The organism is Microbacterium sp. bgisy203, from assembly GCF_057706945.1.
Genome location: NZ_JBYIPF010000003.1, coordinates 176251 through 188776 on the forward strand (window position 1 = coordinate 176251; position 12526 = coordinate 188776).

Here is a 12526-nt window from a genome sequence, read left to right on the forward strand (position 1 = left end):
ACGGCTGGGCGACCTCACGCTGTCGACCAGCCCCCGCGACGGACCGGCCCCCGCGACGGACCAGCCCCCGCGACGGACCGGCCGCCGCACGCCTCAGGCGAGGGCGGGGGATGCCTCGAGCAGCAGGCTCGCCTTCGCGGTGCGACGGCGGGCGACGGCGATCACCGTCGCGACGAACGCCAGCGCGGCCCAGACGATCATCCCGACGAGCGCGGCGCCGAGGCCCCCCGCCGCCGTGAGCGCGGCGAGCATCGCCTGGTAGGCGGGCGTCGTCGGCATGAGCGAGGCGATCGTCGTGAGCACGCCTGGCACCGTCGAGACGACGCCGGTCGCGACGGCGAGCACCCCGATGAGCGCCGAGATCCAGCGGCCCGCGCCGCCGAATACCGCGACGAGCGCCTGGTTGACCGCCGCGAACGCGATGCCCGCGACGACGGCGATGCCCGCGAACGTCCACCACTGTCCGGCGTCGTATCCGGCGGCCAGCTGCACGACGACCGCGACGAGCAGGCCCTGTGCCGCGCCGATCGCGGCGGCGGGGGCGAGGCTCCGGAGCGCGAGGAGCACCGACGGGCGGCGCGAGCTCAGCGCGTGCCGTGGCACGGCCTGCAGGGCGATGAACGAGCCGAGCGCACCGAACCACAACGCGAGGGTCGCGAGCAGCGGGATCGCGGATGCCCCGAAGATGTTCGTCGAGGTCCCCTCCGCCTCGACCGGGTCGGTCACGACCGCGGCGAGGTTCTTCGCCTGCTGATCGGTGTACGAAGGGATGGCGCCGGATGCCTCGGTGAGCCCGTCGGCGAGCGTCGAGGTGCCGGTGGCGAGATCGCCGACGCCTCCCGCGAGCCCGTCGGCGCCGTCGGCGGCATCCGAGGCCCCCGACGCCAGCTGCGCGGCGCCGGCGGCGGACTGAGCCGCGCCCGAAGCGACGCCCGACGCGCCCGTCGAGAGCTGTGCGGCCCCGGCCGCAGACTGCGCCGCCCCCGTCGCGATGCCCTGCGCACCGGTCGCGAGACCGTCGGCTCCGGTGGCGAGACCCGCCGCGCCCGCCGCCGACTTCCCCAGGCCGCCCGCGATCCCGGCGATGCCCTGCGACAGACCCGCCGCACCCTGGGCGAGCTGCGCGGTCGCCGCGGGGAGCTCGTTGATCTGGCCGAGGCCACTCGCGATCTGCTGCGAATTGGCGAGGATGCCGTCGACGGTGGGGAGGGCGGCCTCCGCGGCATCCGCTGCGGCACTCACCTGCGCGCAGAAGTCGGCGGGGTATCCGGCTGTCGTGCAGTCGGTCGCGAGCTGACGCAGCGAGGCGACGCGGGCCTCGGCATCCGCCCGCAGCGCTTCGCTGTTCTCGGCGACTCCGTTCGCGGCATCGATGACGTCCTGCGGGACGCTGATGCCCTGAGCGGCGTCGGCGAGCTGCTGGATGCCGGTCGCCAGCTGACTGCTCGGCTCGACGAGCAGATTCGCGTTGTACGAGAGCGTCGCGAGCCCGTCCGCGGACGCGTGCGCGCCGGCGGCGTAGGTCTGCACGCCCGCGGCGTACTGGGTCGCGCCCGTGGAGAGCGTACCGAGCCCCGTCGACAGGTCGGCTGCTCCGCCCGCGACCTGCTGCGCGCCATCGGCGAGCTGCTGGGCGCCGGTCGAGGCCTGACCCGCTCCGTCGGCGAGCTGGCGCACGCCGTCGGCGAGCGACACCGCGCCCGCTCCGGCAGTGTCGGCGCCGTCGGCGAGCTGATGGGCGCCGTCGGCGGCCTCGCCGAGCTTCTCACCGAGCGTCGTGAACCCGAGGAACACGTTCTCGAGGTAGACGCTCGACAGGTTCTGACCCAGCACGGATGCCGCCGCCGACGCGACCTGAGAGGTGATCGCGTCGTCGACGATGCGGCTGTCGGGCGAGGTCTGCGCGGAGATCGTCGCGCGCACCGGCGTCCCGCCCGAGCCGTCCGACGCGCCCGCGGTCGAGGTCGCGGCGGCGGAGAAGTTCGCGGGGATCGTGATCACGGCGTCGTAGGTGCCGTCGGCGAGGCCGTCCGCGGCATCCTCCGTGTTGGAGATCGTCCAGTCGAGGTTCGAGGGAAGGTCGTCGGAGCCCTCGACGAGCCCCGCGGCGAGCTGTCGGCCGAGCGGCACGTACTGGCCGTCGATCGTGACCGGCTCGTCGTTGTTGACGATCGCGGCGCGCATGCCGTCGAGGCGCTCGACGGGGTTGTAGAGCGCGGCGACGAGGATGCCGCCGATGACGACGGGGAGAAGCAGCACCCCGATCAGCGTCAGCCACGTGATCGGGCGGCGCGAGCGGGCGCGTTCGAGGGAGAGGGTCATGACATCACCTGCGGAGTGGAAGAGGCGGAAGAGGGGAGGGGCGAGAGCGCCAGAGCGGTGACGCTCCGGCGGTGCGCATCGTAGAAGAGGCTGAGCGCGGGGCCGTCGTGTCGCGCCGAGGCGACGACCGTGAGACGGAGGTCGTCGTCCGCGTTCCGGTCGGCGATGGATGCCGCGGCGTCGCGCAGGAGCGCGGCCGCCTGGTCGCGGTCGGCGCCGGTGAGGGTGTCGAGCCCGTCGATCGCGACGAGCGTCGTGCCACCGGCGAGCGCGCGGCGCAGCTCACGGAGCGGATCGGCGGCGCCGTCGAGCAGGGCCACCCCCACGTGGGCGCGCACCCACGCTCCGCGGCCGGGCAGCAGGTGCCCCGCGACGCGCAGGCGACCCTCGCTCGGCTCGATGCGGCCGGCGATCATGAGGACGAAGGCGCGCCCCGCGCGCGGATCGGACGAGGTCGCGAGGAGGGTGTCGCCCTGCTCGGCGCGGAAGGTCGCGCCGGAGAAGAGCTTCACCTCGCCGACCCCCCGGCCGCCGTCGACGCGCACGCCGACGCCGTCGCCGACGAGCGGTGCGCGGCAGTCGGGCTCGGGCCAGTCGGCGAGGGCCAGTTCGCGCTCGACGGCCTCGCCCTCGATGTCGAAGTGCGGGAGCACCCGGTCGAGCCAACGCGGCATCCACCACGCCTTGTCTCCGAGCAGCGCCATGATCGCCGGGCCCAGCGTCATGCGCACGAGGAAGGCGTCGATCGCGATGCCCGCCGCAAGCCCGAGCGCGATCGGTTTGATGTTGACGTCGCCTTCCGGGACGAAGGCCGCGAAGACGGCGAACATGATGACGGCGGCGGCGGTCACCACCCGGGCCGACGCGGTGAAGCCGCTGCGGACGGCTCCGACGGCGGTGTGCGCGTCGGCGCGGCCCCGGCGGGCGCGGCGGGCATGCACGAAGTCCTCGCGCATGCGCGACACGAGGAACACCTCGTAGTCCATCGCGAGGCCGAACAGGACGCCCATGAGGATGATCGGCATGAAGCTGATGACGGGTCCGGTGCGGGTCACGTGCAGCGCGTCGGCGAACCATCCCCACTCGAAGACCGCCGCGACCACGCCGAAGGCGGCGAGGATCGACAGCAGGTATCCGAGGGTCGCCTTCAGCGGCACCCACACCGACCGGAACACGATCATCAGCAGGATGAACGACAGCCCCACGACGAAGAGGCCGAACGGCAGCAGCGCCGCACCGAGCCGGTCGGAGATGTCGATCGCGATCGCGGTGAACCCGGTGACCTTCAGGTCGACGCCGTACTTCTCGAGCCACTCGTCGTGGTGCGACCGCAGCTCGCGCACGAGGTCGGCGGTGCGCGGGTCGTCGGGCCCCGTCTCGGGGACGACCTGGATGAGACCGGTGTCGGCGGTCTCGTTCGGGGTCGCGAGGGCGACCTCCTTGACGCCCGGGATCTCCTCGACCTCAGCCTTCAGGTCGGCCATGAGGCCGAGGGGATCGGTCGAGGTGACGATCGTGCCGGTGAGGATCAGGGGGCCGTTCGCACCCGCGCCGAAGTGCTCGGCGGTGAGGTCGTAGGTCTGCCGCGCCTCGCTCGAGGTGGGCTGCATGCCCGCGTTCGGGAGGGCGAGCTGGAGGCTCGCGGCGGGGATCGCGACGACCCCGAGCGTCACCACGACCGCGATCGTCGTGATGATCGGATGCCGCGTCACGAGCATCACCCAGCGATTGGTCTTCTTGACCTTCGTCGTCGCCTGTGCCGCGTCGCTCTCGCCGGTCGCGTCGTCTTCCGCCTCCGCGGCATCCTTCGCCTGAGGACGACGCCGACCGATGCGCACGCCGCGCGAGAGCCCGTGGCCCCACCCCGCGACGCGTCCCTTCGCGAATCCGAGGAGCGCGGGGGTGAGGGTGACAGCCACGAGCACGGCGACCGCTACCGCCGCCGCGGCGGCGACGCCCATCGTCGTGAGGAAGGGGATGCCGGCGAAGCCGAGCCCGATGAGGGCGATGAGGACCGTGACGCCGGCGAACACGACGGCCGAGCCGGCGGTGCCGGTCGCGCGCGCCGCGGACTCTTCGGGATCGACGCCCGCGCGCACCTGGTCCTGATGTCGCGCGACGATGAAGAGGGCGTAGTCGATGCCGACCGCGAGGCCCAGCATGATCGCGAGCATCGGAGTGGTCGACGACACCGTCGCGAACGCCGTCGACGCGTAGATGAGCGTGATCGCGAGGATGACGCCGATGAGCGCGCTCACGAGCGGGAACCACGCCACGGCGAACGAGCGGAATGTCACGATGAGGACGAACAAGGCCACGAGCACACCGACGATCTCGACGATCGAGAGCGCCGGCAGCGACGTGGAGAAGAGGTCACCGCCGACGACGACCTGCGAGCCCTCGGGGAGCGCGGCTCCCAGCGAGTCGGAGATGTCGTGGAGCGTGTCCTTCGTCGCCTCGGGGACGTCGGTCACCGTGCCCGCGAACTGCAGTCGGATGAGGGCGGCCTGACCGTCGTCGCTCACCATGCCTGTGACCATGTCGTCGAAGGGATCCGTCACTGCGAGGACGCCATCGAGGTCGCCGAGCTCACCGACGACCTGTTCGATCGCTCCGGCGTACGGCTCCTCGTCGATGCGGTCGCCGGGGGCGGCGACCACGACGTACTGCGCGCTCGTGCCGCTCGCCTGCGGGAACGTGCGGTTCAGTATCTTGAGGCCCTCTTCGCCCTCGGTGCCCGGGATCGAGAAGGAGTTGTCGAAGCCCTTGACGGCGCCTGTCGCCATGCCGACCGCGACACCGCCCCCGACCACGGCGACCAGGAGAAGCCAGGAGACGAGCACGCGCCACGAGTGACGGTACGACCAGCGGCCGAGCGAGTAGAGGAGTGTGGACACAGGCTCTCCGGTCGTGCGAGGGTCAGCGGGATTCGATACAGCGCTGTATCCGATACATAGATGTATCCTAAGAGCGTTGCCCCCCGCAAGTCTGTGGAGTGGGTGTGAAGATGTCCGGCGGGATGACCGGGAAGGAGACGCTGTGACCGAGGTGACCGATGTGACCGCACGACCGGGCAGTCGGCGCCGCGAGCAGACGCGTGCGCGCCTTCTCGATGCCGCGCACGAGGTGTTCGCCGAGGTCGGCATGGATGCCGCGTCGGTCGAGATGATCTGCGAACGCGCGGGGTTCACGCGCGGCGCGTTCTACTCCAACTTCGAGTCGAAGGACGAGCTCTTCCTCGCCCTCATCACCCAGCTCGCCGAGGCGAAGCTCGACGAGGTGGCCGTGCGGGTGCGCGACCTGTCGCCCGAGGCGCTCGCCGACACGGCATCCCTTGTCCGTCATGTCGTGGGCGCGTCGATCGGCGATCGGATGGAGCCGCGGCTCGCGAGCGAGATCCGCACCCAGGCGATGCGCGACCCACGTCTCGCCGACGCGTACCTCGCCTGGCAGGGTGCGGTGCGCGACCGCGTCGAGGGGATCATCCAGCACGTCGTCGATGCGCATGGCCTGCGGCTGCGCCTTTCTGTCGCGGATGCCGCGCAACTGCTCGTCGACGTGTCGGACGACACCTGCATTCGCGCGACGCTCGAGGGGCGCCCCGTCGCCGAGGTGACGGAGCTCATGAACGATCGCCTCGAGCGACTCGTCGACGTCCTCGTCGACCGACCCGCCGCCCCCCGTCGCTGATCGGCTCCCCGCGGGGTCGCCCGCGGGCTGCTACTCGCCGGCGGCGAGGAGCGCGTGGCACCGTTCGAGGCGCACGAGCCACCACTCCCGGCGCTCGGGCGCGGCCGCGTGACGGTCGAGCAGCGCGGCATCCGGGCTCACCCGCCCCACCGCAAGCGCCCCGCCCGCCGGTCGCAGCGACGGGCGGGCGACGTCGGCGGTGAACAGCGACGCCGTCCCCAGCCCGCAGTCGAACGGCAGGTCGGGGAGGGATGCCGCGAGCGCGACGCCCATCGACAGCCCGATGCTCGTGTCCAGCGCACTCGAGACGACGGCGGGGAGCCCCGCCTCGGCGACGATCTCGAGCGCCCGATGGATTCCGCCGAGAGGCTGCGCCTTCACGACGAGAATGTCCGCCGCGCCCGCCCGCGCGACGGCAAGCGGGTCGGTGGCCTTCCGCACGCTCTCGTCCGCCGCGATCGGGATGCCCCAGTCGGCGATCCGCTCCCGCAGCTGGGCGAGCTCGTCGACGCTCGCGCACGGCTGCTCGAGGTACTCGAGGTCGAACTCGGCGAGGGCGTGCACGGCGTGCTCGGCCTCATCGACGTTCCAGCCGCCGTTCGCGTCGAGGCGTACGCGCCCCTCCGCGCCCATCGTCTCGCGCACCGCACGCACGCGCGCGACGTCGTCGGCGAGCGTCTGGCCGCGTTCGGCGACCTTGACCTTCGCCGTGCGGCATCCGTCATAGCGGGCGAGGACCGCGGGCACGTCGGATCCCGGAACCGCCGGCACCGTGGCGTTGACCGGCACGATCTCGCGCAACGCTGCCGGCTGCGGACGCCAGCCGAAATCGATCGCCCCCGCGAGCCAAGCGGATGCCTCCACGTCGTCGTACTCGACGAAGGGCGAGAATTCGGTCCAGCCTTCGGGACCCTCGAAGAGGAGCGCCTCGCGGTGGTCCACCCCGCGGAAGCGCGTCGCGAGGGGGAGCGAGACGACGCGCGCCGTCGCGCGAAGATCGGCCAGGGGCGGGAGCGCGTTCACGAGGGCACTCAGCGGGCGTCGTACGCGGCGCGGGCGCGCTCGATCTCGGGGTGGTGTGCGACGGCCCAGTTCGCGATCGCGATCGAGGGGGCGAAGAGCGTCTCGCCCATCTCGGTCAGCTCGTACTCGACGCGCGGCGGCACTTCGGCGTAGGCGGTGCGGGTGACCATGCCGTCGCGTTCGAGCTGGCGGAGGGTGAGAGTGAGCATCCGCTGCGAGACGCCCGGGATGTGCGCCTGCAGTTCGCCGAAGCGGAGCTTCCCCTCGTGGAGCGTCGCGATCACGAGCAGTGACCACTTGTCGCCGATGCGGTCGAGGATGTCACGGATCGCGCGGCCGTCGTTCCCCTCCTGCCGGCAGCTGCCCTCGTAGGGACTCCGCGCGGATGCCGCATCGGGGAGGCCCGGCACAGTGATGTCGGTCAGTGACATGGATGTTCCTTTTGTAGACGCCGCGAAGATGACAGATGATGTGGTTGCTTACCAACAGTAACCGTAGAAAGAAGCAAGACCGTGCTCATCGCACTCTGGATCGTCAACATCATCCTCGCCCTCCTCATGCTGGGCGCCGGCCTCACGAAGGCCCTCCGTTCGAAGGAGCAACTCGCCGCCGACCCGAAGATGGCCTGGACCGAGGACTTCTCGCCCGTCCAGATCCGCCTGATCGGCATCGCCGAGTTCCTCGGAGCGCTCGGCCTCATCCTGCCGCTGGCCACGGGCATCGCCCCGATCCTCACGCCGATCGCCGCCGTCGGCCTCGCGATCCTCATGATCGGCGCGGTCGTCGTGCACATCCGTCGCGGCGAGAAGCCCGGCCCCTCGCTGCTGCTGGCGATGCTCGCGGTCGCAAGCGCCGTCCTCGGTTTCCTCGTCGTCCTCTCCTGACCCCCCACCTTCCCCTTACCCCACCCCCACCCCCTACCCGCGAGACTGCATCTGCGGGTCGAGACAGCGGTCACTGACCACAGTTTCGACTCGCAGATGCAGTCTCGCGGCCAGTCGAGGGGGGAGGAAGGGGGGGAGGGGAGGGGGTCAGGTGATGGGTTGGCCGCACATCCCGCAGATGCCGGACGGGGGCACCTCGACGAAGCAATCGGGGCAGAGCGCGGCGACGCGCTCGGGGATCGTCGGCGCCGCGGGCTTGCGCTGCGAGCCCGCGCGCTGCGACGACGCGGCGCGCGGCGCGGACCGGCGCGCGCGCTCGTTCAGCGACGGGGCCGGCGCGAGCTTCGGCGTCGGCTTGTGGTCGGCGCAGTAGTAGCGCACGAATCCGGCGGGGTTGTTCGGATGCCGGTGCTTCACGACCCAGAGCGCCTCACGCGGCCACGGCTCGCCCTCGGCGCCGCACCCGGCGCACCGGGTCGGTTCGCCCGGCAGCACCTCGGCCGCGGGCACGGGGAGCTCGAAGGGGAGGGCGTCGCGCCAGTCTGAAGAGTTCCTGATCTGCACGATGCGCCTTCCGTCGTGGGTGCTCAGCGCCGTCCTTCGGGGGTGGACGCCGCCGTCCTCCATTGTCCCATGCGCGACGTCCGAGGAGGTCGACGCCCGAGGAGGTCCCGGCGCCCGTCTCACTCCCTGGCGGCCCACCCCGACCACCCGTCGGCGTCGACGACGCAGAAGCGGTTCCCCTCCGGGTCCTGCATGATCACGTAGTCGGCGTCGACCGGGCGCTTGTCCCAGTGCACTCGCTCGGCGCCGAGGGCCTCGAGTCGTGCGACCTCGGCATCCTGGTCCTCCGCATACAGGTCCAGGTGGATGCGCGGCGGCAGCATGCGCGGCGACGGCACGACGTCGAGCGACACGCTCACCCCCGGCCCCGACCGGGGGGACAGCACCGCGAAATCGTCCGCGACGGGCTCGCGCGGCACGTAGTCGAGCGCGCGCGTCCAGAACGCGAGCTGAGCGGCGAGGTCGGTGACGCGGATGACGATCGAGCCGACGACGAGCATCAGGCCACCTCCGGGTTGTGCGCCGTCACCATGATCCACTGCTGGGAGGAGGTGCGCGCCGATGCGGCGCGGACGTCGACGGCATCCCACCCCGCCGCGACGAACGCCGCCGCGAGCGGACCCTCTCGCCAGTACACGAATCGGCGCGGGGCATCGAGCTTGCGCAGCGACCACTCCTCACCGTCGCCCGTCTGGAACGACGCCGCGATCACCCCGCCGGGGCGCGTCGCGCGGCGGGCGGTCGCCAGCACGTCCGGCAGCTCGTCACGGTCGATGTGCAGCAGCACGGCACTTGCGAAGACGGCGTCGTACGGCGGGTCGGTCGGCGCGGCGCGGAAGTCGGGCGCCCGCACATCGAGCAGGCGCGCACGGTGCCCGGCCGCATGCTGCAGGGCGAGAAAGGATGCCGCGGCATCCGTCCGATCCACGACGCAGCCGGCGGCCTCGAGCGCGTCGGCATCGCGCCCCGGACCCGAGCCGAGCTCGAGCACCCGCACCGCGGACCCCGCGGAGGGGACGGCGACCGAAAGGAGCGCGTCGACGAGGGGAGAGGGCCGCGTCTCGGTGCGCGCGAGGTAGTCCAGGGCGTGCGTGCGGTACGTGTCGAGGGTGAGGTCGACGGGGTCGCCGAGCGCCGGAAGCGTGCAGGCATACCGCTGCCGCTCGGGCCAGCGCTGGTCGCGCGGGGCGGGCACGACGTCGAACCCGAGGGCGCGGTAGAAGCCGACGGCGTCGTCATCGGTCTCGGCGAGCAGGGGGAGCGTCGTGTCGGCGTGGCGGGTCGCGTCGACGAGCTGTGTGCCGATGCGCCGCCCGCGGGCGGCGTCGTCCACGGCGATGTAGCGCAGCTCGATGTGGCTCGGGTGCACCTCGTAGGCGGCGAAGCCGAGGGCGGCGCGCGGGTCCGTGTCGGCGTGATCGGGGCCTGCTGCGGGGTCGCCGGTGGGGGACCCGTCGACCGCGCCGATCACCGTGAGCTTCGGCAGTTCCACGTCGCGGATCCACATGAGCGCGTCGGCGTCGACCCCCGCGGCCTCCCACAGCAGCGGCCAGAACCCGCTCGACTCGATCTCCTCGCGCGCGAGCGGGCGGATCTGTACGCCGGTGCCCATGCCTCCGACTGTAGCGGCGGCATCCGACAGCGTGCCGCGTAGGCTGGGCGGGTGACCGCCGACTTCGTCTCCGACCTGTTCGACCCGGCCGAATGGGACCCGGCTCCCGGTGCCGATGACTACACCGACATCACGGCCCACGTCTCGCGCGACGGGCGCATCGCCCGGATCGCCTTCGACCGCCCCGAGGTGCGGAACGCCTTCCGCCCGCACACCGTCGACGAGCTTTACCGCGCCCTCGACATCGCCCGGCAGGATCCGAAGATCGGCGTCGTGCTCCTCACCGGCAACGGCCCGAGCCCGAAGGACGGCGGGTGGGCGTTCTGCTCCGGCGGCGACCAGCGCATCCGCGGTCGCGACGGCTACAAGTACAGCGACGACGAGGCATCCGTCGAAGGCCCCGCCCGCGCCGGACGGCTGCACATCCTCGAGGTGCAGCGGCTGATCCGCTTCACGCCGAAGGTCGTCATCGCGGTGATCCCGGGGTGGGCGGCGGGCGGCGGGCATTCGCTGCACATCGTCTGCGACCTGTCGATCGTGTCGGCCGAGCACGGCCGCTTCAAGCAGACGGATGCCGACGTCGGCTCGTTCGATGCCGGCTACGGGTCGGCGTACATGGCCCGCCAGGTCGGGCAGAAGGTCGCGCGCGAGGTGTTCTTCCTCGCCGAGGAGTACTCGGCGCAGCGGGCGTACGAGATGGGGGCGGTCAACCGCGTCGTGCCGCACGCCGAGCTCGAGCGCGAGGCGGTCGCGATGGCGCGGACGATCCTCGGCAAGAGCCCCACCGCGATCCGCATGCTGAAGTTCGCCTTCAACGCGATCGACGACGGGATGGTCGGCCAGCAGGTGTTCGCCGGTGAGGCGACGCGTCTCGCGTACGGCACCGACGAGGCGGTCGAGGGCCGCGACGCCTTCCTCGAGAAGCGCGATCCCGACTGGTCGCCCTACCCCTACCACTTCTGAAATGCGCCCCTCCCCGGAGCCTCCTCCCGCGAGACCGCGTGTTCTCGACGAGACCCGCGCTCTGTTCCGGCGGTCTCGTCGAGAAGAGGCGGTCTCGCGGGATCTGCCGGGCGCGGGCGCGGCGCGGGCGGGGCGGGGCGAGGCGCGGGGCGCGGCTGGGGTGAGGTGAGCGGGTGAGGATCGAAGCGGTGGATGCCGGTGACGCGCGCGCCGTGCTGCGCGGGCTCCGCGGCGCGGTGCTCGGCGCGGGGCCGGCGATCGCCCTCGGCGCGGGCGGCGCGGGAGCCGCCCCGCTGCCGGCCGAGGTGCCCGCCGGGACGGCCGTCGTCGTCACGACCTCGGGGTCGACCGGCTATCCGAAGTCGGTCGCCCTGAGCCGGTCCGCGCTGACGGCCTCGGCGCTCGCGACGGCCGCCCGTATCGGTGAGGGGGCGTGGCTGCTCGCCCTTCCGGCGGGGTATATCGCCGGCGTGCAGGTGCTCGTCCGCTCGCTCGTCGCCGGGCGCGAGCCCGCGATCCTGTCGGGGTCCTTCTCGGCGACCGCGTTCACCGCGGCGGCCTCGGCGATGGCCTCGAGCGACGGAGGGCATCCCGTGCCGACCTACACGTCGCTCGTGCCGGCGCAGCTGCAGACCGTGCTCGACGCCGTCGACGCGGGCGATGCGGGTGCCGCGCGCGCCCTCGCCTCGTTCGCCGCGATCCTCGTCGGAGGGCAGGCTCTCGACCCCGCCCTCGCCGCGCGCGCCGCCGCGGCCGGCGCGCGCATCGTCCGCACCTACGGATCGAGTGAGACGGCGGGAGGGTGCGTGTACGACGGCATCGCGCTCGACGGCGTGGGTGTGCGCATCGACGGCGGCGAGGTGCAGCTGTCGGGGCCGACGCTCGCCGACGGGTACCTCGGCGCCGACTTCGCCCCGGACCCGGCGCGCACCGCCGCGGCCTTCACGATCGACGGCGCCGGCACCCGCTGGTATCGCACCGGCGACGCGGGCGTCGTCGAGGGCGGTCGCCTCCGGGTGACGGGCCGCCTCGACAACGTGATCGTCTCGGGCGGCGTCAACGTGTCGCTCGACCGGGTCGAGGGGGTCGTCCGCTCGCTCGACGGGTTCGCCGATGCCGTTCTCGTCCCCGTCGCCGACGAGCGGTGGGGTGAGGCGTCGGTGGTCGTGTCCGCGGGGGCGGCGGCCCGCCGCCCCGGCGCGCTCGACGCCGTCCGCGACGCCGTCGAGCGCGCTCTCGGCAAGCCCGCCCGGCCACGCGCGGTCGTGCCGGTCGACGAGGTGCCGCTCCTGCCGAGCGGAAAACCCGACCGCGTCGCCCTCCGCGCCCTCGTCGCCGACGAGGCCCCAGTCGCCGACACGACCCCCGCCCCCGACCCGACCCCCGCCCCCGACGAGGCCCCGACCGCCGATTGATCACCATCCGTCGGATCGATGGTGCTGGTGTCGACAGCTGTGCATCACCCGTG

The 12526-nt window shown here is 72.6% G+C and carries 11 protein-coding genes; 4 read left to right on the plus strand and 7 right to left on the minus strand.

The window, feature by feature from the left end:
* Positions 1-93 precede the first annotated feature (93 nt).
* Together AC3ENQ_RS06690 and AC3ENQ_RS06695 are read right to left on the minus strand one after the other, a co-directional pair.
* Positions 94-2322 (minus strand): YhgE/Pip domain-containing protein, encoded by a 2229-nt coding sequence (locus AC3ENQ_RS06690; protein WP_431802927.1) that lies wholly within the window; start codon positions 2320-2322, stop codon positions 94-96.
* A complete protein-coding gene (locus AC3ENQ_RS06695) occupies positions 2319-5219 on the minus strand; it encodes an MMPL family transporter (RefSeq protein WP_431802929.1) in 2901 nt (966 codons plus the stop codon). The genes AC3ENQ_RS06690 and AC3ENQ_RS06695 overlap by 4 nt, the downstream gene beginning before the upstream one ends.
* A gap of 142 nt (positions 5220-5361) precedes the next feature.
* Between AC3ENQ_RS06695 and AC3ENQ_RS06700 the strand changes: the two genes are divergently transcribed.
* Positions 5362-6012: a TetR family transcriptional regulator gene (locus AC3ENQ_RS06700; RefSeq protein WP_431802931.1), complete on the plus strand. Its 651-nt coding sequence runs from the start codon at positions 5362-5364 to the stop codon at positions 6010-6012.
* Between the two features lie 30 nt (positions 6013-6042).
* Here the strand turns inward: AC3ENQ_RS06700 and AC3ENQ_RS06705 are convergent, their stop codons facing one another.
* Positions 6043-7035 carry an o-succinylbenzoate synthase gene (locus tag AC3ENQ_RS06705; RefSeq protein ID WP_431802933.1) on the minus strand — a complete coding sequence of 331 codons (993 nt, stop codon included), beginning with the start codon at positions 7033-7035 and terminating at the stop codon, positions 6043-6045.
* A gap of 8 nt (positions 7036-7043) precedes the next feature.
* Entirely contained in the window at positions 7044-7466 is a 423-nt protein-coding gene (locus tag AC3ENQ_RS06710) for a winged helix-turn-helix transcriptional regulator (protein WP_431802935.1), read from the minus strand.
* Between the two features lie 81 nt (positions 7467-7547).
* On the opposite strand from AC3ENQ_RS06710, the gene AC3ENQ_RS06715 reads away from it, so the two are divergent.
* Complete coding sequence (locus tag AC3ENQ_RS06715) at positions 7548-7919, plus strand: DoxX family protein (protein ID WP_431802937.1); 372 nt, start codon at positions 7548-7550, stop codon at positions 7917-7919.
* Positions 7920-8066: 147 nt separating this feature from the next.
* On the opposite strand, the gene AC3ENQ_RS06720 is transcribed toward AC3ENQ_RS06715, so the two are convergent.
* From AC3ENQ_RS06720 to AC3ENQ_RS06730, 3 genes are all read right to left on the minus strand, one after another.
* Positions 8067-8483 (minus strand): glucose-6-phosphate dehydrogenase, encoded by a 417-nt coding sequence (locus AC3ENQ_RS06720; protein WP_431802939.1) that lies wholly within the window; start codon positions 8481-8483, stop codon positions 8067-8069.
* 119 nt (positions 8484-8602) lie between these two features.
* Positions 8603-8983, minus strand: coding sequence for a VOC family protein (locus AC3ENQ_RS06725; RefSeq protein ID WP_431802941.1), 381 nt, complete (start codon positions 8981-8983; stop codon positions 8603-8605).
* Entirely contained in the window at positions 8983-10095 is a 1113-nt protein-coding gene (locus AC3ENQ_RS06730) for a GNAT family N-acetyltransferase (protein ID WP_431802943.1), read from the minus strand. The genes AC3ENQ_RS06725 and AC3ENQ_RS06730 overlap by 1 nt, the downstream gene beginning before the upstream one ends.
* Positions 10096-10146: 51 nt before the next feature.
* On the opposite strand from AC3ENQ_RS06730, the gene AC3ENQ_RS06735 reads away from it, so the two are divergent.
* Both AC3ENQ_RS06735 and AC3ENQ_RS06740 read left to right on the plus strand, forming a co-directional pair.
* Positions 10147-11058: a 1,4-dihydroxy-2-naphthoyl-CoA synthase gene (locus AC3ENQ_RS06735; RefSeq protein WP_431802945.1), complete on the plus strand. Its 912-nt coding sequence runs from the start codon at positions 10147-10149 to the stop codon at positions 11056-11058.
* A gap of 173 nt (positions 11059-11231) precedes the next feature.
* On the plus strand, positions 11232-12473 hold the full coding sequence (locus AC3ENQ_RS06740) for an AMP-binding protein (RefSeq protein WP_431802947.1): 1242 nt from the start codon (positions 11232-11234) through the stop codon (positions 12471-12473).
* Positions 12474-12526: the final 53 nt, after the last annotated feature.

Coding starts and splice junctions, on each gene's coding strand:
- AC3ENQ_RS06725 (WP_431802941.1), bottom strand. CDS start 8,983: ATGCTCGTCGTCGGCTCGATCGTCATCCGCGTCACCGACCTCGCCGCT.
- AC3ENQ_RS06730 (WP_431802943.1), bottom strand. CDS start 10,095: ATGGGCACCGGCGTACAGATCCGCCCGCTCGCGCGCGAGGAGATCGAG.
- AC3ENQ_RS06710 (WP_431802935.1), bottom strand. CDS start 7,466: ATGTCACTGACCGACATCACTGTGCCGGGCCTCCCCGATGCGGCATCC.
- AC3ENQ_RS06690 (WP_431802927.1), bottom strand. CDS start 2,322: ATGACCCTCTCCCTCGAACGCGCCCGCTCGCGCCGCCCGATCACGTGG.